Below are 22177 nucleotides of genomic sequence, written 5' to 3'. Positions count from 1 at the left end.
AAATTGCGGGGGCGAACCATGCGCATTACTCTCGTCAATGTTCCGTGGAGCCCGATCGGGTTTCCTTCGGTGGCTCTCGGCCTGCTCAAGAGCCTCACTCTCAAGGAATTTCCCGACGCCGAGGTCGATGTCATCTACGGAAATCTAGACTTCGTGGACTGGGTCACCTCCCGTCTTCCTGAATTCAATTACGAGGACTACCGCTACTACGACCTCGAAAGCTGCTACATCGGAACCGGCGACTGGGTGTTCTCCTCGGCCCTCTACCACGACCCGAAGTGGAAGGTCCCGGAGTTCCTGGAGCAATTCGGCCCCCGGTCGCAGGCCGACCACGGACAGGAACTGGCGCACGGCACGAGCGAGGAACGCCGGATGCAGACCACGCTCTGGCTGCACGAGCACGTCGAGGAGTTCACCGACGAGCTGGCCCGTCGGATCGTCGCGGGCAAGCCCGAGGTCGTCGGCTTCACGACCACCTTCCAGACGCTCACCGCGTCGATGGCGGTGGCCCGGCGCGTCAAGGAACTCGCACCGGAGACGCTGACAGTGTTCGGCGGCGCCAACTGCGAGGGCTCGATGGGCGAGGCGCTGCACCGCAACTTCGACTTCGTCGACTACGTGGTCCGCGGCGAGGGAGAGCTGGCCTGGCCCGGCCTCCTGCGCGCGCTGAACGGGGACGAGGCACCCTTCGAGGCCGTGCCCGGGTTGTGCTGGCGGGACGAGAGCGACACCTCGGTGCACAACCCCGTGAGCAAGAAGCCGCTGCCGCCCGCCGCGATGGTGATGCCCCACTACGACGAATACGTCGCGCAGTTCGCGAAGTCGCGGGCCCGCTTCTGGCTGGAACCCCGGCTGGTCCTGGAGAGCTCCCGGGGCTGTTGGTGGGGCGAGAAGCACCACTGCACCTTCTGCGGTCTCAACGGCGCCAGCATGATGTTCCGCAGCAAGCGGCCCGAGCAGTTCTTCAACGACCTCGTGACGCTCACCGAACGGCACAAGATTCTCGACGTGATGATCGTCGACAACATCCTGGACATGTCCTACCTGGACTCGCTCCTCCCCCGGCTCGCCGAAGCGGACCTCGATCTGCGCCTCATGTACGAGATGAAGGCGAACATGAAGTACGAGCAGCTGGAGATCATCGCGAAAGGGGGGGTGGTCTGCGTCCAGCCCGGCATCGAGAGCCTCAACAGCAAGGTGCTGAAGCTCATGGACAAGGGTGTCTCCGGCTGCCTGAACGTACGCGTGCTCCGGGATGCCGAGTCGCTGGGCCTGACCGTCGCGTGGGCGTACCTCTACGGCTTCCCCGGCGAGACCGACGAGGACTACTCGCAGATCATCGAGCAGTTCCCCGTACTGCACCACCTGGAGCCCGCCGGCGGCGACGACCGGCTCGCCGTCCAGCGCTTCGCCCCGTACTTCGAGAACCCCTCGCTCGGCTTCGACGAGCGGTGGGCGGCCCCGCAGTACGGACTCACCTACGACCTGCCCGAGAAGGAACTCTTCGACATCGCCTACATCTTCAAGGCGACGCACAAGGGCATCGGGAACGAGATGGCGTGGACGCTGCGCTCCAGCATGAACGAGTGGCGCGACGCGCACTGGCACAGCCAGTTGTCGTACTTCGAGACCGACGAGGGCATCACGCTCACCAACACCCGGCCGGGATTCGACTGGGACGTGGTCCAGCTCACCACCGAGGTCGAGATCGCGCTCTTCCAGATGCTCGACCAGCCGAGGAAGCTCGAATACCTCCAGCGCGAGTGCACGAAGCGGTTCGGGACATCCGACATCAGCTCCGTGATCGACCGGTGGATGGAGCTGGGGCTGCTCTTCACGGACGACGGCCGCCTGATCCACGTCGTCACCAGGGACCGCAACCAGAGGTTCATGCAGATCCGGGTGGGCCAGTCACTGGCGGCGCGGCCGGAGACCGACCGACCCGCCCTGCAGCCCGCGGTGTCCGCCCAGTCCGCAGCAGTGTGAGAGGCGAAGCTGCCATGACGACAATGAACGAGACCACGACCCTCCCCGGCGACCGGCCCGAGGTCCGGTTCAGCATGTGGCGCCATGGGGACGCGGCGGTACGCATCCTGCCGGGGATGCACTTCGGAGACGCCGTGCTCGGTGCGGACATCGCGGACGAGGCCCGCCGGATCTATCAGTCGGGCGTGCGGTTCGTGTCGATCGAGCCCACTGTCGACCTCGGGGGACGTGCGGGGACCGAGCATGTCATCCCCATGCTCTCCTTCATCCGCGATCTCACCAGCTACGGCGTGGAAGTGGACTGGCGGGCACAGCTCACGACGCCCGACGGCCCCGAGTGGTGGGTGTACAGCCACCTCTTCCCCCCGTCGGCAGTGGAGGGGCCGCGCGGCCCCGAGGCACTGGGTATCTGGCGGGCCAGATACCACATCGGCCGGTGCTTCTACCGTCGCGGTCCCGGATTCCTGCAGATCCGCGACCGCCGCCACGCCGGTCTGCGCCGGCTCACCGTCTCCGACGAGGCCTACGTCTCCGCGGTCGAGGCGCTGGCGGCCGGCAGCGGAAGCGACTCCGTGCCGGCCACGGCGATGAAGGTGTTCGAGAAGCACCACCTTGTCGTCCGGATCGGCGACGGCGTCTGGTGGGCGCCCTACCGCCTGCGGCGCTGGGCTTCGCCCTCCTGGGAGGTATGAGCGTGTACGTCAGCATCGTCCTGTGGAACCTGAAGAACTCCAAGGCCACGGTGGAAGACCTCCGCGAGTACCTGCGTGACTACGCGGTGGACGCGTTCTCCACACTCAAGGGGATGCGGATGAAGACCTGGTTCGCGGACGCCGAGAAGGGCTACTGGGGGGCGGTGTACCTCTGGGACGGCGTCAACATGCAGGACCCGCTGTCGGTCAGCCGGGCGATCGAGATCATCGGCTACCCACCGACGTCCACCAGCGTCTTCGCGGTCGAAGCCATCGCGGAGGGCGTCAGCGTGATCGATTCGTTCGCCGGTGTCGGCCGCGCCTTCGAAGAGGCATCGGCTGCGGACCCGAATCCACCCGCCGCGGACCCTGCCGGAGAACCGGTGTGAACGCCGCAGCACGTCCTACGGCCGGGGCACCGTAACGCCTCACACACCGACGGCCCGTAGGACCCGGTCTCCGCCACGCCGCGTCGTACGGGCCTTCCGTGCGCCTCCGGGCACGGCGAAGGGCCCGTACGACGTGATGTCGTACGGGCCCCTGCTTCGTGCGATGCGCTCAGTTCAGCGCGACCGGGACGACCCGATCCTCAAGCAGTCGGGACTACTTGGTGATCTTGGTGACCTGGCCGGCGCCCACCGTACGACCACCCTCACGGATGGCGAACTTCAGGCCCTCTTCCATGGCGACCGGCTGGATCAGCGCGACGTCCATGAGGGTGTTGTCACCCGGCATGACCATCTCGGTGCCCTCGGGAAGGGTCACAACGCCCGTCACGTCCGTGGTACGGAAGTAGAACTGCGGGCGGTAGTTGTTGAAGAAGGGGGTGTGACGGCCACCCTCGTCCTTCGACAGGATGTAGGCCTGGGCCTGGAACTCGGTGTGCGGCGTGACCGAACCCGGCTTGATGATGACCTGGCCGCGCTCGACGTCCTCGCGCTTGATGCCACGGAGGAGCAGACCGACGTTCTCACCGGCCTGGCCCTCGTCGAGCAGCTTGCGGAACATCTCGATACCGGTGACCGTGGTGGTGGTCTTCTCGGTCTTGATACCGACGATGTCGACGGTCTCGTTGACCTTCAGGACACCACGCTCGATGCGGCCGGTGACGACCGTACCGCGACCGGTGATCGTGAAGACGTCCTCGATCGGCATGAGGAACGGCTTCTCGACGTCACGCTCGGGCTGCGGGATGGACTCGTCGACGGCCTTCATCAGGTCGAGAACGGTCTGGCCCCACTCGGCGTCGCCCTCAAGAGCCTTGAGCGCCGAGACCTTGACGACCGGAAGGTCGTCGCCCGGGAACTCGTACTCGGAGAGGAGCTCACGGACCTCGAGCTCGACGAGCTCCAGGATCTCCTCGTCGTCCACCATGTCGGCCTTGTTCAGGGCGACGACGATGTACGGAACGCCGACCTGGCGGGCCAGGAGCACGTGCTCCTTGGTCTGCGGCATCGGGCCGTCGGTGGCCGCGACCACGAGGATGGCGCCGTCCATCTGCGCCGCACCCGTGATCATGTTCTTGATGTAGTCAGCGTGACCCGGGCAGTCGACGTGCGCGTAGTGACGCGACTCCGTCTGGTACTCGACGTGCGCGATCGAGATCGTGATACCGCGCTGACGCTCCTCAGGAGCCTTGTCGATCTGGTCGAAGGCCGAGGCCTCGTTCAGGTCCGGGTACGCGTCGTGCAGCACCTTGGTAATGGCGGCCGTGAGGGTCGTCTTACCGTGGTCGATGTGACCGATGGTGCCGATGTTGACGTGCGGCTTAGTCCGCTCGAACTTTGCCTTCGCCACTGGGGTCCTCCTGAGTGGTTCTGTACGCCTTGCTTCATCGGCGCCAGGTGATCTTTGCTGGAATGCCGGTGCCGGGGGCATCCGCCGCAGTGCGGCGAATGCCCGACCGGGCTCCGGTGACAAGCCTAAAGCGTGAGCTCGGAAGAGTTACTCGCCCTTGGCCTTCGCGATGATCTCCTCGGCGACGTTCCGCGGAACCTCGGCGTAGGAGTCGAACTGCATCGAGTAGCTTGCGCGACCCGAGGTCTTGCTGCGGAGGTCTCCGACGTAGCCGAACATCTCCGAGAGGGGCACGAGGCCCTTCACGACGCGAGCGCCGTGGCGCTCCTCCATGGCCTGGATCTGGCCACGGCGGGAGTTGATGTCGCCGACCACTTCGCCCATGTAGTCCTCGGGCGTGGTGACCTCGACGGCCATCATCGGCTCGAGGAGCACGGGGGACGCCTTGCGGGCACCCTCCTTGAACGCCTGCGAACCGGCGATCTTGAAGGCGAGCTCCGAGGAGTCGACCTCGTGGTAACCACCGTCGAGAAGGGTGACGCGGACGCCGACCATCTCGTAACCGGCCAGGATGCCGAACTGCATGGCTTCCTGCGCACCCGCGTCCACCGAGGGGATGTACTCCCGGGGGATGCGGCCACCGGTGACCTTGTTGACGAACTCGTAGGACGCGTCGCCACCCTCGATGGGCTCGATGGCGATCTGCACCTTCGCGAACTGGCCGGTACCACCAGTCTGCTTCTTGTGCGTGTAGTCGATGCGCTCGACGGCCTTGCGGATCGTCTCACGATATGCGACCTGGGGCTTGCCGACGTTCGCCTCGACGCGGAACTCGCGCTTCATGCGGTCGACGAGCACCTCGAGGTGAAGCTCGCCCATACCACCGATGATGGTCTGGCCGGTCTCCTCGTCCGAGTGCACCTGGAAGGAGGGGTCCTCCTCCGAGAGGCGCTGGATGGCGACACCCAGCTTCTCCTGGTCACCCTTGGACTTGGGCTCGATGGCGACCTGGATGACCGGCGCCGGGAAGTCCATGGACTCCAGGATCACCGGGTTCTTGTCGTCACACAGCGTCTCACCGGTGGTGGTCTGCTTCAGGCCCATGACGGCGACGATGTCACCGGCGCCCACCGAGGGGATCTCCTCACGCTTGTTCGCGTGCATGCGGTAGATCTTGCCGATGCGCTCCTTCTTGCCCTTGACCGAGTTCAGCACCGCAGTGCCGGCCTCGAGGCGACCGGAGTAGATCCGGACGAAGGTGAGCTTGCCGAGGTGCGGGTCGCTCGCGATCTTGAACGCCAGGCCGGAGAACGGCTCGTCGTCCGAGGGCTTCCGCTGGACGACCTTCTCCGGGTCCTTGACGTCGTGGCCCTCGATGGCCTCGACGTCCAGGGGGGAAGGCAGGTAGCGGACGACGGCGTCGAGCAGGGGCTGGACGCCCTTGTTCTTGAACGCGGTGCCGCAGAAGACGGGGGTCACGGTGACGGAGTCGGCCGAGCCCTTCGACGCGAGGGTGATCCGACGGATCGCCTCGTGCAGCTGCTCCTCGGTGGGCTCTTCGCCCTCGAGGTACAGCTCCATCATCTGGTCGTCGTTCTCCGAGACGGCCTCGAGGAGCTTGCCGCGCCATTCCTCGGCGGCCTCCTTGAGGTCGTCCGGGATCTCGACGGTGTCGTACATCTCGCCCTTGACGGCCTCTTCGGGGTACACGAAGGCCTTCATCGTCACGAGGTCGACGACGCCGCGGAAGTCTGCCTCCGCACCGATGGGGAGCTGCATGACGATCGGGACCGCGCCGAGGCGCTGGACGATCATGTCGACGCAACGGAGGAAGTCGGCGCCCGTGCGGTCGAGCTTGTTGACGAAGCAGATACGCGGCACGCCGTAGCGGTCCGCCTGACGCCAGACGGTCTCGGACTGGGGCTCGACGCCGGCCACACCGTCGAACACGGTGACAGCACCGTCGAGGACGCGGAGCGAACGCTCCACCTCGACGGTGAAGTCGACGTGACCCGGGGTGTCGATGATGTTGATGGTGTGGTCAACATCATTGAGCGGCCAGTGACAGGTCGTCGCGGCGGACGTGATCGTGATGCCGCGCTCCTGCTCCTGCTCCATCCAGTCCATCGTGGCTGCGCCGTCGTGGACTTCACCGATCTTGTACGAAACGCCGGTGTAGAAGAGGATCCGCTCAGTGGTGGTCGTCTTGCCCGCGTCGATGTGGGCCATGATCCCGATGTTGCGGACCTTGGCCAGGTCAAGCGAAGTGGTGGCCATAAGGCTCAATCTTCTCTCGGTCTCGATGGGGTGAGCGACTACCAGCGGTAGTGCGCGAAGGCCTTGTTGGACTCGGCCATCTTGTGGGTGTCCTCACGCTTCTTGACGGCAGCGCCAAGACCGTTGGAGGCGTCGAGCAGCTCGTTCATGAGGCGCTCGGTCATGGTCTTCTCGCGGCGGGCGCGGGAGTAACCCACGACCCAGCGCAGAGCGAGGGTGGCGGCGCGGCCGGGCTTGACCTCGATCGGCACCTGGTAGGTGGCGCCACCGACACGGCGGGACTTGACCTCGAGCGAGGGCTTGACGTTCTCAAGCGCGCGCTTCAGCGTGATGACCGGGTCAGCGCCGGTCTTCTCGCGGAGGCCTTCCATGGCGCCGTACACGATCCGCTCGGCGGTGGAACGCTTGCCGTCGAGCAGGATCTTGTTGATCAGCGAGGTGACAAGAGGAGAGCTGTAGACCGGGTCGATGATGACCGGGCGCTTCGGGGCGGGGCCCTTACGAGGCATTCTTACTTCTCCTTCTTGGCGCCGTAGCGGCTGCGGGCCTGCTTGCGGTTCTTGACACCCTGGGTGTCGAGCGAACCGCGGATGATCTTGTAACGAACACCCGGCAGGTCCTTCACACGGCCACCACGCACGAGCACGATGGAGTGCTCCTGCAGGTTGTGCCCCTCACCCGGGATGTAGGCCGTGACCTCGATACCGGAGGTCAGACGCACACGCGCGACCTTACGGAGCGCCGAGTTCGGCTTCTTCGGGGTGGTCGTGAACACACGCGTGCAGACACCACGACGCTGGGGCGAACCCTCGAGCGCGGGCGTCTTGTTCTTCTCGACCTTGTCCTGCCGGCCCTTCCGGACCAGCTGCTGGATCGTAGGCACTACTTCTCCGGTTTCTGTGTGCCGTTCGTGAAACTAACCTGGAACACCCTCCGACCCACGCGGTCGGGTGTGTCGAATACTGCACGCCCCTGCCGCAAGGCAGAAGAAACGCAGATTGCGGTGGCCACTTACGGACTCGCCATGCGGTTGAGGACACGCACCCGAGCCCAGGCACACCCCAGGCACAAGGCTTGAGCGTACCTACCTCACGGAGCTGGGTCAAAACAAATGCTGTCCACCCCGGGCCCTCGCTCCCCGGGCTTCGACGCAACCGGACACAACGGCCACTCGCGGCGGCACCCGCCCGGCCGGCACAGCCGCTCCCACCAGCGTAAACGACATCACCGCGGCCCGGCGGCGCCTCGGATGCCCGGCGGCCACCGGCTCGCCACAGGTCACCCGGGGTGACCGACCTCACGGCGTCCGGCGGCTCCACGCAGAAGGGCGCCCACCCCGTACGCGACGGGATGGGCGCCCTTCTCACTCACTTCTACTGGTTGTACGGACCGTAGTCGTAGTCCTCCAGCGGAACGGCCTGGCCGGAGCCCGTGCCGAACGGCGAGTAGTCGATGTCGTCGTAGCCGACGGCCGAGTACATCGCGGCCTTGGCCTCCTCGGTCGGCTCGACCCGGATGTTGCGGTAGCGGGAGAGACCCGTACCGGCCGGGATGAGCTTACCGATGATGACGTTCTCCTTGAGGCCGATCAGGGAGTCCGACTTGGCGTTGATCGCCGCGTCGGTCAGGACCCTGGTCGTCTCCTGGAAGGACGCCGCCGACAGCCACGACTCGGTGGCGAGCGAGGCCTTGGTGATACCCATCAGCTGCGGACGGCCGGAGGCGGGGTGCCCGCCCTCGGTGACCACACGACGGTTCTCGGTCTCGAACTTCGAGCGCTCGACGAGCTCGCCCGGCAGCAGCTCCGCGTCGCCGGACTCGATGATCGTCACGCGGCGCAGCATCTGCCGGATGATGATCTCGATGTGCTTGTCGTGGATCGACACACCCTGCGAGTTGTAGACCTTCTGGACCTCGCCGACCAGGTGGACCTGGACCGCGCGCTGACCGAGGATCCGCAGCACGTCGTGCGGGTTGGTGGCACCGACGGTGAGCTTCTGGCCCACCTCGACCGGGTCGCCCTCGCCCACCAGGAGACGGGCACGCTTGGAGATCGGGAACGCCGTCTCCTCGCTGCCGTCGTCCGGGGTGACGACGAGCTTCTTGGTCTTCTCGGTCTCCTCGATGCGGACCCGGCCCTTGGCCTCCGAGATCGGGGCGACACCCTTGGGGGTACGCGCCTCGAAGAGCTCGACGACACGGGGCAGACCCTGCGTGATGTCGTCACCGGCCACACCACCGGTGTGGAAGGTACGCATCGTCAGCTGGGTACCGGGCTCACCGATGGACTGGGCGGCGATGATGCCGACCGCCTCACCGATGTCGACCAGCTTGCCGGTGGCGAGCGAGCGTCCGTAGCAGAAGGCACAGGTGCCGACCGCGGACTCACAGGTCAGGACCGAGCGGGTCTTGACCTCCTCGACGCCGGCGCCCACGAGGGCGTCGATCAGGACGTCACCGAGGTCGACGTTGGCAGGCGCGATGACCTTGCCGTCGACGACGACGTCCTCGGCGAGCATGCGGGCGTAGACCGAGGTCTCGACGTCGTCCGTCTTGCGCAGGACTCCGTCCGCACCCTTGACGGCGATCTTCAGCTTGAGGCCGCGGTCGGTGCCGCAGTCCTCCTCGCGGATGATGACGTCCTGCGAGACGTCCACCAGACGACGGGTCAGGTAACCCGAGTCGGCGGTACGCAGGGCGGTGTCCGCCAGACCCTTACGGGCACCGTGCGTGGAGATGAAGTACTCCAGAACGGTGAGGCCCTCACGGAAGGACGCCTTGATGGGACGCGGGATCGTCTCGTTCTTGGCGTTCGACACCAGACCACGCATACCCGCGATCTGACGCATCTGCATCATGTTTCCTCGGGCACCCGAGTCGACCATCATGAAGATGGGGTTGGTCTTCGGGAAGTTCGCGTTCATCGCCTCGGCAACCTCGTTGGTCGCCTTGGTCCAGATCGCGATGAGCTCCTGCGTGCGCTCGTCCTTGGTGATCAGACCGCGCTCGTACTGCTTCTGGACCTTCTCGTCCTGCTCCTCGTAGCCCCTGACGATGGCCTTCTTGGCCTCGGGCACGACGACGTCGGAGATGGCCACGGTCACACCGGAGCGGGTCGCCCAGTGGAAACCGGCCGCCTTCAGGTTGTCGAGCGTCGCCGCCACGATGACCTTGGGGTAGCGCTCGGCCAGGTCGTTGACGATCTCGGAGAGCTGCTTCTTGCCCACCGAGTAGTCGACGAACGGGTAGTCCTCGGGCAGCAGCTCGTTGAAGAGCGCGCGGCCCAGGCTCGTACGCAGGCGGAAGGTGTCACCCGGCTGGTACTCGGGCTCGCCCTCCTCGGCGACCGGCGGCACCCAGCCACGCGGCGGCATGGTGCCGACCGGGAAGCGGATGTCGACCTTCGCCTGGAGCGACAGCTCGCGGGCGTCGAAGGCCATGGTGGCCTCGGCCGTGGAGCCGAACGCGCGGTCCGTGCCCTTGACGTTGCGGCCCTCTTCGTCCGTGGTGAGGAAGAAGAGGCCCAGCACCATGTCCTGGGTCGGCATGGTGACGGGACGACCGTCGGCCGGCTTCAGGATGTTGTTCGAGGACAGCATCAGGATGCGGGCCTCGGCCTGCGCCTCCGCGGAGAGCGGCAGGTGCACGGCCATCTGGTCACCGTCGAAGTCCGCGTTGAACGCGGTGCAGACGAGCGGGTGGATCTGGATGGCCTTGCCCTCGACCAGCTGGGGCTCGAAGGCCTGGATGCCGAGGCGGTGCAGCGTGGGCGCACGGTTCAGCAGCACCGGGTGTTCGGCGATGACCTCTTCGAGGACGTCGTACACGACGGTGCGGCCACGCTCGACCATGCGCTTGGCCGACTTGATGTTCTGCGCGTGGTTCAGGTCCACCAGGCGCTTCATCACGAACGGCTTGAAGAGCTCCAGCGCCATCGCCTTCGGCAGACCGCACTGGTGCAGCTTGAGCTGCGGACCGACGACGATCACGGAACGCGCGGAGTAGTCCACGCGCTTGCCGAGGAGGTTCTGACGGAAACGGCCCTGCTTGCCCTTCAGCATGTCGCTGAGGGACTTCAGGGGGCGGTTACCGGGACCGGTGACCGGGCGACCACGGCGGCCGTTGTCGAACAGCGCGTCGACGGCCTCCTGCAGCATCCGCTTCTCGTTGTTCACGATGATCTCGGGGGCACCGAGGTCAAGGAGACGCTTGAGGCGGTTGTTGCGGTTGATCACACGGCGGTACAGGTCGTTCAGGTCGGAGGTCGCGAAGCGGCCACCGTCCAGCTGCACCATCGGACGCAGGTCCGGCGGGATGACCGGCACGCAGTCGAGCACCATGCCCTTGGGCTTGTTGCTGGTCTGCAGGAACGCGGAGACGACCTTGAGGCGCTTGAGCGCACGGGTCTTCTTCTGGCCCTTGCCGGTCCGGATGATCTCGCGGAGGCGCTCGGCCTCCTCGTCGAGGTCGAAGGACTCCAGGCGCTTCTGCAGCGCGGCGGCGCCCATGCAGCCGTCGAAGTACGTGCCGAAGCGGTCACGCAGCTCGCGGTAGAGCAGCTCGTCGCCCTCGAGGTCCTGGACCTTGAGGTTCTTGAAGCGGCTCCACACCTCGTCGAGACGGTCGATCTCGCGCTGCGCACGGTCGCGCAGCTGCTTCATCTCGCGCTCGGCACCTTCGCGCACCTTGCGGCGTACGTCGGCCTTGGCGCCCTCGGCCTCGAGCTCGGCCAGGTCGGTCTCGAGCTTCTTGGCGCGGTTCTCGAGGTCCGAGTCGCGGCGGTTCTCGATCTGCTGGCGCTCGACGGAGACGTGCGCCTCCAGCGACGGGAGGTCGCGCGTGCGGCGCTCCTCGTCGACGAACGTGATCATGTACGCGGCGAAGTAGATGACCTTCTCGAGGTCCTTCGGCGCGAGGTCCAGCAGGTATCCGAGGCGCGACGGGACGCCCTTGAAGTACCAGATGTGGGTGACGGGAGCGGCAAGCTCGATGTGACCCATGCGCTCACGGCGCACCTTGGCGCGCGTGACCTCTACGCCACAGCGCTCACAGATGATGCCCTTGAAGCGGACACGCTTGTACTTGCCGCAGTAGCACTCCCAGTCCCGGGTCGGACCGAAGATCTTCTCGCAGAAGAGTCCGTCCTTCTCGGGCTTGAGCGTGCGGTAGTTGATGGTCTCCGGCTTCTTCACTTCGCCGTGGGACCAGGTCCGGATGTCGTCCGCGGTGGCAAGGCCGATCCGCAGCTCGTCGAAGAAGTTGACGTCGAGCACTTGTCGTCAATCCCTCTTTCGGGGGTTCGAGCCCCCTCGCTTCAAGCGAGAAATCGGGGCACTTCAGCAATGGTCTGAACGGGTCCGGGGAGGGCCGGCCGGATCACTGGGATCCGGCCGGGCAACCCGTCAGACCTCTTCGACGCTGCTCGGCTCTCGCCGGGACAGGTCGATACCGAGCTCCTCCGCCGCGCGGAAGACGTCCTCGTCCGTGTCGCGCATCTCGATGGACATGCCGTCCGAGGACAGCACCTCCACGTTGAGGCAGAGCGACTGCATTTCCTTGATGAGCACCTTGAAGGACTCGGGAATGCCCGGCTCGGGGATGTTCTCGCCCTTGACGATCGCCTCGTAGACCTTCACGCGGCCGGTGACGTCGTCAGACTTGATCGTCAGCAGTTCCTGGAGGGCGTATGCGGCGCCGTAAGCCTCAAGGGCCCACACCTCCATCTCACCGAATCGCTGCCCACCGAACTGCGCCTTACCACCCAGCGGCTGCTGCGTGATCATGGAGTACGGGCCGGTCGAACGCGCGTGGAGCTTGTCGTCGACCAGGTGGTGCAGCTTGAGGATGTACATGTACCCGACCGAGACCGGGTCCGGGAACGGCTCGCCGGAGCGGCCGTCGTACAGCTGGGCCTTGCCGGAGGGCTGGACCAGGCGGTCGCCGTCGCGGTTCGGGATCGTGGCTCCGAAGAGACCGGAGATCTCGTCCTCGCGCGCACCGTCGAAGACGGGCGTGGCGACGTTGGTGCCGGGGGCGACCTGGTCGGCGCCGATGGCCTGCAGGCGCTGAGCCCACTCGTCACCGAGGCCGGAGACGTCCCAGCCGCGGCTGGCGAGCCAGCCGAGGTGGATCTCCAGGACCTGTCCCGGGTTCATTCGGGACGGGACACCCAGCGGGTTGAGGATGATGTCGACCGGGGTGCCGTCCTCCAGGAACGGCATGTCCTCGATCGGGAGGATCTTGGAGATGACGCCCTTGTTGCCGTGACGGCCGGCGAGCTTGTCACCATCGGTGATCTTGCGCTTCTGCGCGACGTAGACGCGGACCAGCTGGTTCACGCCCGGCGGCAGCTCGTCGCCCTCTTCACGGTCGAAGACGCGGACGCCGATGACCTTGCCGATCTCGCCGTGCGGCACCTTCAGCGAGGTGTCACGGACCTCACGCGCCTTCTCACCGAAGATCGCGCGGAGCAGACGCTCCTCCGGGGTCAGCTCGGTCTCACCCTTGGGCGTGACCTTGCCGACGAGGATGTCGCCGGCGACGACCTCGGCACCGATACGGATGATGCCGCGCTCGTCGAGGTCGGCGAGGACCTCCTCGGAGACGTTCGGGATGTCCCGGGTGATCTCCTCGGGGCCGAGCTTGGTGTCACGGGCGTCGACCTCGTGCTCCTCGATGTGGATCGAGGAGAGGACGTCGTCCTGCACGAGGCGCTGCGACAGGATGATCGCGTCCTCGTAGTTGTGACCCTCCCACGGCATGAACGCCACGAGCAGGTTCTTGCCGAGCGCCATCTCACCGTTCTCGGTGGCGGGCCCGTCGGCGAGGACCTGGCTCTCGATCACGCGGTCGCCCTCGGAGACGACGACCTTCTGGTTGACCGAGGTGCCCTGGTTGGAGCGCGAGAACTTGGCGATGCGGTACGTGGTGTACGTGCCGTCGTCGTTCGTCACGGTGATGTAGTCCGCGGAGACCTCCTGGACCACACCCGCCTTCTCCGCCTTGAGCACGTCGCCGGCGTCGGTGGCACAGCGGTACTCCATGCCGGTACCGACCAGCGGCGCCTCGCTCTTGATGAGCGGGACGGCCTGACGCATCATGTTCGCGCCCATGAGGGCACGGTTGGCGTCGTCGTGCTCGAGGAACGGGATCATCGCGGTCGCGACCGACACCATCTGGCGCGGCGAGACGTCCATGTAGTCGACGTCGTCACCGGGGATGTAGTCGATCTCTCCGCCACGACGGCGGACGAGGACGCGGGCCTCGGTGAAGCGCATGTCCTCGGACAGCGTCGCGTTCGCCTGGGCGATCACGAAGCGGTCCTCTTCGTCGGCCGTGAGGTAGTCGACGTCGTCGGTGACGACGCCCTCGACGACCTTGCGGTACGGCGTCTCGATGAAGCCGAACGGGTTGATGCGCCCGTAGGAGGCCAGCGAGCCGATCAGACCGATGTTCGGGCCTTCGGGCGTCTCGATCGGGCACATGCGGCCGTAGTGCGACGGGTGAACGTCACGGACCTCGAAGCCGGCCCGCTCACGGGACAGACCACCCGGGCCGAGGGCGTTGAGACGACGCTTGTGCGTCAGGCCCGACAGCGGGTTGTTCTGGTCCATGAACTGGGACAGCTGGCTGGTGCCGAAGAACTCCTTGATGGAGGCGACGACCGGCCGGATGTTGATCAGGGTCTGCGGCGTGATCGCCTCGACGTCCTGGGTGGTCATGCGCTCACGCACGACACGCTCCATACGGGCGAGACCCGTACGGACCTGGTTCTGGATCAGCTCACCGACGTTACGGATACGACGGTTGCCGAAGTGGTCGATGTCGTCGGTCTCGACCATGATCGAGCGACCGGACTCACCGACGGTCTCGGCCTCACCGGCGTGCAGCTTCACCAGGTACTTGATGGTGGCGATGATGTCGTCGCTGGTGAGGACACCGGCGTCGAGCGGCTCATCGGCGCCGAGCTTCTTGTTCACCTTGTAGCGGCCGACCTTCGCGAGGTCGTAGCGCTTCGGGTTGAAGTAGAGGTTCTCGAGCAGCGTCTGAGCGGCCTCGCGCGTGGGCGGCTCGCCCGGACGCAGCTTGCGGTAGATGTCGAGCAGCGCGTCGTCCTGGCCCTGGGTGTGGTCCTTCTCCAGGGTGGCGCGCATGGATTCGTACTCGCCGAACTCCTCGAGGATCTGCTCGGTGGTCCAGCCGAGAGCCTTCAGGAGGACGGTGACGGACTGCTTGCGCTTGCGGTCGATGCGGACGCCGACCATGTCACGCTTGTCGATCTCCATCTCAAGCCAGGCACCCCGGGACGGGATGATCTTGGCGGAGAAGATGTCCTTGTCGGACGTCTTGTCGATGGAGGAGTCGAAGTAGACACCCGGCGAGCGCACGAGCTGCGACACGACGACACGCTCGGTGCCGTTGATGACGAAGGTGCCCTTGTTGGTCATGAGCGGGAAGTCGCCCATGAAGACCGTCTGGGACTTGATCTCGCCGGTCTCGTTGTTGGTGAACTCGGCCGTGACGAAGAGCGGCGCGGCGAACGTGAAGTCGCGCTCCTTGCACTCGTCGATCGAGTTCTTCGGGGGCTCGAAGCGGTGGTCGCGGAAAGTCAGCGACATCGACCCGGAGAAGTCCTCGATCGGGGAGATCTCCTCGAAGATTTCCTCCAGGCCGGACTTGGTGGGGACGTCTTGTCCGCTGTCCAGAGCAGCCTCGACGCGAGCCTTCCAGGCGGCATTGCCGAGGAGCCAGTCAAAGCTCTCGGTCTGCAGCGCGAGGAGGTTCGGAACCTCGAGGGGCTCCTTGATCTTTGCAAAAGAGATGCGCAGCGGGGCGGTGCTGGCACCGTTGTTCGTATTCGAGGTCGAGGCGTTGCGCGAGGCGGCCAAGAGGGGGTCCTTCCGAGGGCTCGGACTCACTACGCGCGTACCGGCCCCAAGCCGCACACAGAGACAGAAATCCCAAGGTCAGGGAATGTCCGGTCGTCGGTGCTAGGCGTGGGCATGCCCCTGGTGACGGGCAGGAGGCAGCTAACAGGCAGCGCAAAGGGTCAGTGTAGCCAAACGCCACACTGATGTCCAGTCGGGGTTCTCAGAGACCCACGTTGCTCTCAACAGCTGTTCTCAACACCTATGAATAGCCCTCGCGCGGTGTGCGCTCTTCTTTACTGCCCTCTTCGCTCTCGATCCATGCCTCGGAAGCGGATCGAGATGACGACGCGTCCTGAGAATTGCGCGCCGCGTGCGGTTCGTCAAGGCCCCGAGGGGCCCGGCGGACGTCCGGCGATCTTCACCTGCGCCCGGAGGACGCCGGTTGACGCCTCACGACGCCCCGGAGAAAAGCACGGCGAAGATCACCCTACTCGTCGTGGGCGGAAGATCAAGGCAGCCTCCGGGGGCACGCCAAAGGGCGACCACCCGGATGGGTGATCGCCCTTCGCGATGTGACATCCCCGCCTTGCGGCGGGGACTGCCTTGCGGAGTCAGAGGACTCGCAGGGTCACTTGACCTCGACGGAAGCGCCGGCGGTCTTGAGGGACTCGGCAGCCTTCTCGGCGGCCTCCTTGGCGACCTTCTCGAGGACGGGCTTCGGGGCGCCGTCGACGAGGTCCTTGGCCTCCTTCAGACCCAGCGAGGTCAGCTCACGCACGACCTTGATGACCTGGATCTTCTTGTCACCGGCGGCGGTGAGGATGACGTCGAACTCGTCCTGCTCCTCAGCGGCCTCGGCGGCGGGGCCGGCGCCGGCCGGACCGGCAACGGCGACCGCGGCGGCGGCGGTGACGTCGAACTTCTCCTCGAACGCCTTAACGAACTCGGAGAGCTCGATGAGGGTGAGCTCCTCGAACTGGGCGAGCAGGTCTTCCTGGCTGAGCTTCGCCATGATGGCGTCCTTCCACTAATTCGGCAGGTGCCGGATGTATATGTAGGCGGGCGTACGGGCCCGCTGCGAGCCGTGGACGCGGAGTGTTACTCCGCCACCTCGGCATCGGCGGGAGCCGGGGTACCGGCACCGCCCTGCTCGGCCTTCTTGGCACGAAGCGCTTCCGCGGTGCGGACGAACTTCGAGGGCAGAGCCTGGAAGAGCTGCGCAGTCTGAGTCTGCTTGCCCTTCATGGCACCGGCCAGCTTGGCGAGCAGAACCTCGCGGGACTCGAGGTCCGCAAGCTTCTTGAACTCATCGGCGGTAACGGCCTTACCATCAAGGACACCGCCCTTGATGATGAGGCTCGGGTTGTCCTTGGCGAAGTCACGAAGACCCTTCGCCGACTCCACCGGGTCACCGGTGACGAAGGCAACCGCCGTCGGACCCGAGAACAGGTCGTCCAGCGTGTCGATCCCGGCCTCGTTGGCCGCAATCTTGGTCAGCGTGTTCTTCACCACGGCGTACTGGGCGTTCTCACCGAGCGAACGGCGCAGCTGCCTGAGCTGTGCCACGGTGAGACCCCGGTACTCGGTCAGCACGGCGGCGCTCGAGCTACGGAACTGGTCCGTCAGCTCGGCTACCGCGGCAGCCTTGTCGGGCCTTGCCATGAGCGTCGGCCTCCTTCCGGGTGATGAGGACCGCTCAGAAGGGGCCGGGAAAGACGAAACGCCCCGGCGCAGGCGCCAGGGCGTAGCTCTACCGGAAAAATCCGGGAGCTTTCCACAGTCACCTGCGCAGGTCGCCCGTTCTCGACGGATCCTTCGGTCACCGTCCCTCTTACGAGAGCGCGGCGACGACCAGCGGTCTTTGGCTTCTCGTGGAGCTTACGTGACCGGAGTCGTTCGGAGCAAATCCGTCCCGGTTCGACCGGTCCGGGAGGTTTAAGAGCCTCTCATGCGGCGCGAGAGGCGCCCGGGGCGAGGCTCCAGCGGCGTGCGCGGCCGGCCCCGGGGAAGTCCTCCGGAGGCCGACGCGACCGCCGGAGGAGTACGCGGACGGGCCCCGCACACCCTGTGCGTACGCGGACGGGCCCCGCACCCTCCGAGGAGGCTGCGGGGCCCGTCCCATGCCGTGACGACGGCTACCGGGTGAGCACGGGGGCTCAGACGGCGGCCGGGTCCTCCTCGACGAGGAGGTTGCGCACGCGGTTGGCGTCCAGCGGGATGCCGGGGCCCATCGTCGTGCTCATGGTCGCCTTCTTGATGAAGCGACCCTTCGCGGCGGACGGCTTCAGACGGAGGATCTCCTCCAGGGCCGCGCCGTAGTTCTCGACCAGCTTCGTGTCATCGAAAGAGGTCTTTCCGATGATGAAGTGCAGGTTCGAGTGCTTGTCGACGCGGAACTCGATCTTTCCGCCCTTGATGTCGTTGACAGCCTTGACGACATCGGGGGTGACGGTGCCGGTCTTCGGGTTCGGCATCAGACCACGCGGACCGAGCACGCGGCCCAGGCGGCCGACCTTGCCCATGAGGTCCGGCGTGGCGACGACGGCGTCGAAGTCCAGACGGCCCTTCGCCACCTCGTCGATGAGCTCGTCGGCGCCGACGATGTCGGCGCCCGCGGCTTCCGCGGCCGCAGCACGGTCACCGGTCGCGAAGACCAGGACCCGGGCGGTCTTGCCGGTGCCGTGCGGGAGGTTCACGGTGCCACGGACCATCTGGTCGGCCTTGCGAGGGTCGACACCCAGGCAGAACGCGACCTCGACGGTGCCGTCGAACTTGGTGGCGGCGGTGTCCTTGGCGAGACGGACGGCCTCGAGCGGGGCGTACGTACGCTCCCGGTCGATCTTCGCGTCCGCAGCGCGGAGGTTCTTGCTGCGCTTCACATCTACTCCTGTGGTTTTCAGAGTGTGGAGTCGTGGTGCGGACCAGCGCTTGGTCCTACCACTGAAGAACTACGGGGCTGACTCAGCCTTCGACCGTGATGCCCATGGAACGGGCGGTGCCGCTGATGATCTTCGACGCGGCGTCGAGGTCATTGGCGTTCAGGTCGGGGAGCTTGGTCGTGGCGATCTCGCGGACCTGGGCGGCCGTGATCTTGGCGACCTTGGTCTTGTGCGGCTCGCCCGAGCCCTTGTTCACACCCGCGGCCTTGAGGATCAGCTTGGCGGCCGGCGGAGTCTTCGTGACGAAGGTGAAGGAACGGTCCTCGTAGACCGTGATCTCCACCGGCACGACCATGCCACGCTGCGACTCGGTCGCGGCGTTGTAGGCCTTGCAGAACTCCATGATGTTGACGCCGTGCTGGCCCAGTGCGGGACCGACCGGCGGCGCCGGGTTGGCCGCACCGGCGTTGATCTGGAGCTTGATAAGCCCCGTGACCTTCTTCTTCTTGGGAGGCATTGCTCTCTCCGGGTCCTAGTGAGAGTGTTTCGCCGCCATTCCGGTCATCCGGATGGAGGCATACCGCACAACGATAACGGGTATAGCTGCGCGACCAAAAACCGAGCAGGTCAGACCGGCTGCGAAGCCTTTCTGACCTGCTCGGTAGGCATGTGTCCAGAGACTGGCGGAAAGCCGGTCAGTTCTTCTGGATCTGGTCGAAGCTGAGCTCGACCGGGGTCTCGCGACCGAAGATCTCGACGAGGCCCTTGACCTTCTTCGAGTCGGCGTTGATCTCGTTGATCGTCGCCTGCAGGGTCGCGAACGGGCCGTCGGTGACGGTGACCGAGTCGCCCACCTCGAAGTCCAGGACCTGGACCTCGACCTTGCGGGCCGGAGCCGGCTTGCCCTCGGCCTCGGCCGCCTCGCGGGCCGCCTTCTCCTCGGCCTCGGGGGCGAGCATCTTGACGATCTCGTCCAGGGTCAGCGGGTACGGGTCGTAGGCGTTGCCGACGAAGCCGGTGACACCGGGCGTGTTACGGACGACGCCCCAGGACTCGTTCGTCAGGTCCATGCGCACCAGGACGTATCCCGGGAGCTTGTTCTGACGGACGTTCTTCCGCTCACCGTTCTTGATCTGGACGATCTCTTCCTCGGGCACCTCGGCCTGGTAGATGAAGTCCTCGACGTTGAGCGAGACGGCGCGCTGCTCCAGGTTGGCCTTCACGCGCTTCTCGTAACCGGCGTACGTGTGGATGACGTACCACTCGCCGGGAAGTCCACGCAGCTCGTCGCGCAGGGCCGCGACGGCGTCGACGGGAGCGGCCGGCTCGGCCTCCTCCGCGGACTCGTCGTCGGCTTCGGACTCGTCCGCTGCTTCCTCGTCCTCGTCGGACCCGGCGGCGTCCTCGTCCTCGTCCTCGTCGGACTCGACACGCACGGCGTCCTGCTCGGCGGGCTCGCCCGCGGCGGCGTCAGCAGCGTCGACCTGGTCCGGGGCCACGGCATCCGCCGCCTCGACGATGTCGAGCTCGTCCTCGGCGGACTCGACGGCGCTCGCCGTGGGCTCGGCGTCGTCGTTCAGGTTCGGGTCAGACACGATGGCTGCTTCTTCCTGGATACAAATGGGTGGAACATGCGAAAGGGGCGCCGATGAGGCGCCCTCCGCGGGGATCAGCCGAAGACGTACTTGATGACCCGCGCAAATCCGAAGTCAATCACGGTGACGAGACCGATCATGACGACCACGAACACGATCACCACGGCCGTGTAGGTCGACAGCTGGCTGCGCGTGGGCCATACGACCTTGCGGAGCTCGGCGACGATCTGGCGGTAGAAAAGCGCGAGACGGCCCAGAGGGCCCTTCTTGCCGCGCTTGCCGCCCTTCCGGGCCTTCTTCTTCGACTCGGGGGCTTCGTCCTCGGCATCAGGCATGTCGATGGAGCCCACGGCGTCCGTCACGCTACTCACCTGATTCCGGGTCGTGGCCGTGCCGCGCCCGGTGGAGCCGCACGGCGGTGCATTGAAGTACGTACATGCGCACACATCCTGGCGAAGGAGTGTGTAGCAGGGCCGGAGGGACTTGAACCCCCAACCGCTGGTTTTGGAGACCAGTGCTCTACCAATTGAGCTACGACCCTTTGTGGTTTCCACCAACCTACCGCATCCTCCCCGGCGAGCCGGTCGGGAAAACGGTGCGACTGATGAAGGCCAACGACAGGTGAGTGTACGTGCTCAGCGGCGCCGCGTCGAACAGACCACAACCGACCGGTCCTGTCCGGATGCTGTCCGAGTCCTGTCCGGTCCCTGAAACCCCTGTGCCGAGGGCATTTCCGGTCTGGGAGCATGGGGGCATGAGCGCTGCAACTTCTCCGTCCGAGCGCCGGGTCTCGGCCCGCATCGGTGCGATCTCCGAGTCCGCCACCCTCGCCGTCGACGCCAAGGCAAAGGCCCTCAAGGCAGCCGGGCGTCCGGTGATCGGCTTCGGCGCCGGCGAGCCCGACTTCCCGACCCCCGGTTACATCGTGGACGCCGCGATCGAGGCGTGCCGCAACCCGAAGTACCACCGCTACACCCCGGCGGGCGGGCTCCCCGAGCTCAAGGCCGCCATCGTGGCGAAGACGCTGCGCGACTCCGGCTACGAGGTCGACGCCTCCCAGGTCCTGGTGACCAACGGCGGCAAGCAGGCCATCTACGAGGCCTTCGCCGCGGTCCTGGACCCGGGCGACGAGGTCATCGTCCCCGCCCCGTACTGGACGACCTACCCCGAGTCGATCCGCCTCGCCGGCGGTGTCCCGGTCGAGGTCGTGGCCGACGAGACCACCGACTACCGGGTCTCCGTCGAGCAGCTCGAGGCGGCGCGAACCGAGCGCACGAAGGTCGTCCTGTTCGTGTCCCCGTCCAACCCGACGGGTGCCGTCTACAGCGAGGCCGACACCGAGGCGATCGGCCGCTGGGCCGTCGAGCACGGCCTGTGGGTGATGACGGACGAGATCTACGAGCACCTGGTCTACGGTGGCGCGGCCGCCGCCTCGCTCCCCGCGGTCGTGCCCGAGCTGCGTGACAAGTGCATCGTCGTCAACGGTGTCGCCAAGACCTACGCAATGACCGGCTGGCGGGTGGGCTGGATCATCGGCCCGAAGGACATCGTGAAGGCGGCGACCAACCTGCAGTCGCACGCCACGTCGAACGTCAGCAACGTCGCGCAGGCCGCCGCGCTGGCCGCCGTGTCCGGGCCGCTGGACGCGGTCGCCGAGATGCGGTCCGCCTTCGACCGCCGCCGCAAGACGATCGTGCACATGCTCAACGAGATCAACGGCGTGCTCTGCCCCGAGCCCGAGGGCGCGTTCTACGTCTACCCGTCGGTGAAGGGCCTGCTCGGCAAGGAGATCCGCGGCAAGCGCCCGGCCGACTCCGCCGAGCTCGCGGCTCTCATCCTGGACGAGGCCGAGGTCGCCGTGGTGCCGGGCGAGGCGTTCGGCACGCCGGGTTATCTGCGGCTGTCCTACGCGCTGGGCGACGACGACCTCGTCGAGGGCGTATCCCGGCTCCAGAAGCTGCTGGGCGAGGCCCGCGACTGACGCGAGTCCCGCGCCTGAAGGGTGGTCCCCGGCTCCGGCCGGGGACCATTTTTCTGTTCGAGGGGTAACTCACAAGAGGATCCGGCTACCGCGGTGCCCC

At 66.2% G+C, this 22177-nt stretch carries 16 protein-coding genes and 1 tRNA gene; 4 read left to right on the top strand and 13 right to left on the bottom strand.

The features are described 5' to 3' along the window. The first annotated feature begins 18 nt into the window (after positions 1 to 18). From HED23_RS03510 to HED23_RS03500, 3 genes are read left to right on the top strand one after another with little or no spacing between them, the layout of a single operon-like run. On the top strand, positions 19 to 1986 hold the full coding sequence (locus HED23_RS03510) for a RiPP maturation radical SAM C-methyltransferase (RefSeq protein ID WP_203181972.1): 1968 nt from the start codon (positions 19 to 21) through the stop codon (positions 1984 to 1986). Between the two features lie 14 nt (positions 1987 to 2000). Further along, positions 2001 to 2678 (top strand): DUF5825 family protein, encoded by a 678-nt coding sequence (locus tag HED23_RS03505; RefSeq protein WP_238441831.1) that lies wholly within the window; start codon positions 2001 to 2003, stop codon positions 2676 to 2678. Then, positions 2675 to 3067, top strand: a complete 393-nt coding sequence (locus tag HED23_RS03500; RefSeq protein WP_238441830.1) for a hypothetical protein — start codon at positions 2675 to 2677, stop codon at positions 3065 to 3067. The genes HED23_RS03505 and HED23_RS03500 overlap by 4 nt, the downstream gene beginning before the upstream one ends. Positions 3068 to 3281: 214 nt before the next feature. Here HED23_RS03500 and tuf read toward each other — a convergent pair whose 3' ends face one another. The 13 genes from tuf to HED23_RS03435 form a co-directional block, all read right to left on the bottom strand. Then, positions 3282 to 4475 (bottom strand): elongation factor Tu, encoded by a 1194-nt coding sequence (gene tuf, locus HED23_RS03495; RefSeq protein ID WP_033297591.1) that lies wholly within the window; start codon positions 4473 to 4475, stop codon positions 3282 to 3284. 147 nt (positions 4476 to 4622) lie between these two features. Beyond that, positions 4623 to 6752 carry an elongation factor G gene (fusA, locus tag HED23_RS03490; protein ID WP_203181971.1) on the bottom strand — a complete coding sequence of 710 codons (2130 nt, stop codon included), beginning with the start codon at positions 6750 to 6752 and terminating at the stop codon, positions 4623 to 4625. Between the two features lie 38 nt (positions 6753 to 6790). Further along, positions 6791 to 7261, bottom strand: coding sequence for a 30S ribosomal protein S7 (gene rpsG, locus HED23_RS03485; protein ID WP_018101248.1), 471 nt, complete (start codon positions 7259 to 7261; stop codon positions 6791 to 6793). A gap of 2 nt (positions 7262 to 7263) precedes the next feature. Then, the gene (gene rpsL, locus HED23_RS03480; protein ID WP_003948652.1) at positions 7264 to 7635 is read right to left on the bottom strand and encodes a 30S ribosomal protein S12; all 372 of its coding nucleotides are present in this window, start codon (positions 7633 to 7635) and stop codon (positions 7264 to 7266) included. Between the two features lie 490 nt (positions 7636 to 8125). Continuing rightward, the gene (locus HED23_RS03475) at positions 8126 to 12025 is read right to left on the bottom strand and encodes a DNA-directed RNA polymerase subunit beta' (RefSeq protein ID WP_203181970.1); all 3900 of its coding nucleotides are present in this window, start codon (positions 12023 to 12025) and stop codon (positions 8126 to 8128) included. Positions 12026 to 12154: 129 nt separating this feature from the next. Beyond that, positions 12155 to 15640 carry a DNA-directed RNA polymerase subunit beta gene (gene rpoB, locus HED23_RS03470; protein ID WP_203181969.1) on the bottom strand — a complete coding sequence of 1162 codons (3486 nt, stop codon included), beginning with the start codon at positions 15638 to 15640 and terminating at the stop codon, positions 12155 to 12157. 610 nt (positions 15641 to 16250) lie between these two features. Then, positions 16251 to 16634 carry a 50S ribosomal protein L7/L12 gene (rplL, locus tag HED23_RS03465; protein ID WP_203181968.1) on the bottom strand — a complete coding sequence of 128 codons (384 nt, stop codon included), beginning with the start codon at positions 16632 to 16634 and terminating at the stop codon, positions 16251 to 16253. 86 nt (positions 16635 to 16720) lie between these two features. Beyond that, a complete protein-coding gene (gene rplJ, locus HED23_RS03460; protein ID WP_203181967.1) occupies positions 16721 to 17284 on the bottom strand; it encodes a 50S ribosomal protein L10 in 564 nt (187 codons plus the stop codon). A 494-nt stretch (positions 17285 to 17778) separates the two neighbouring features. After that, positions 17779 to 18501 (bottom strand): 50S ribosomal protein L1, encoded by a 723-nt coding sequence (rplA, locus tag HED23_RS03455; protein WP_014154604.1) that lies wholly within the window; start codon positions 18499 to 18501, stop codon positions 17779 to 17781. An 82-nt stretch (positions 18502 to 18583) separates the two neighbouring features. Next, on the bottom strand, positions 18584 to 19018 hold the full coding sequence (gene rplK, locus HED23_RS03450; protein WP_203181966.1) for a 50S ribosomal protein L11: 435 nt from the start codon (positions 19016 to 19018) through the stop codon (positions 18584 to 18586). Positions 19019 to 19196: 178 nt separating this feature from the next. Beyond that, entirely contained in the window at positions 19197 to 20096 is a 900-nt protein-coding gene (gene nusG, locus HED23_RS03445) for a transcription termination/antitermination protein NusG (RefSeq protein WP_203181965.1), read from the bottom strand. 74 nt (positions 20097 to 20170) lie between these two features. Then, positions 20171 to 20458 carry a preprotein translocase subunit SecE gene (gene secE / locus HED23_RS03440; RefSeq protein WP_015578365.1) on the bottom strand — a complete coding sequence of 96 codons (288 nt, stop codon included), beginning with the start codon at positions 20456 to 20458 and terminating at the stop codon, positions 20171 to 20173. A 106-nt stretch (positions 20459 to 20564) separates the two neighbouring features. Further along, positions 20565 to 20637, bottom strand: a tRNA-Trp gene (locus HED23_RS03435). A gap of 213 nt (positions 20638 to 20850) precedes the next feature. On the opposite strand from HED23_RS03435, the gene HED23_RS03430 reads away from it, so the two are divergent. After that, a complete protein-coding gene (locus tag HED23_RS03430) occupies positions 20851 to 22077 on the top strand; it encodes a pyridoxal phosphate-dependent aminotransferase (RefSeq protein ID WP_203181964.1) in 1227 nt (408 codons plus the stop codon). Positions 22078 to 22177 lie beyond the last annotated feature (100 nt).

Origin of the sequence: Streptomyces pratensis, from assembly GCF_016804005.1 — a bacterium.
Lineage (GTDB): Bacteria > Actinomycetota > Actinomycetes > Streptomycetales > Streptomycetaceae > Streptomyces > Streptomyces pratensis_A.
The sequence above is the reverse complement of the archived record's forward strand: the minus strand, read 5'-3'. Positions and strand labels throughout refer to the sequence as shown.

Coding starts and splice junctions, on each gene's coding strand:
- HED23_RS03510 (WP_203181972.1), top strand. CDS start 19: ATGCGCATTACTCTCGTCAATGTTCCGTGGAGCCCGATCGGGTTTCCT.
- HED23_RS03505 (WP_238441831.1), top strand. CDS start 2,001: ATGACGACAATGAACGAGACCACGACCCTCCCCGGCGACCGGCCCGAG.
- HED23_RS03500 (WP_238441830.1), top strand. CDS start 2,675: ATGAGCGTGTACGTCAGCATCGTCCTGTGGAACCTGAAGAACTCCAAG.
- fusA (WP_203181971.1), bottom strand. CDS start 6,752: ATGGCCACCACTTCGCTTGACCTGGCCAAGGTCCGCAACATCGGGATC.
- rpsG (WP_018101248.1), bottom strand. CDS start 7,261: ATGCCTCGTAAGGGCCCCGCCCCGAAGCGCCCGGTCATCATCGACCCG.
- rplL (WP_203181968.1), bottom strand. CDS start 16,634: ATGGCGAAGCTCAGCCAGGAAGACCTGCTCGCCCAGTTCGAGGAGCTC.
- rplJ (WP_203181967.1), bottom strand. CDS start 17,284: ATGGCAAGGCCCGACAAGGCTGCCGCGGTAGCCGAGCTGACGGACCAG.
- rplK (WP_203181966.1), bottom strand. CDS start 19,018: ATGCCTCCCAAGAAGAAGAAGGTCACGGGGCTTATCAAGCTCCAGATC.
- HED23_RS03430 (WP_203181964.1), top strand. CDS start 20,851: ATGAGCGCTGCAACTTCTCCGTCCGAGCGCCGGGTCTCGGCCCGCATC.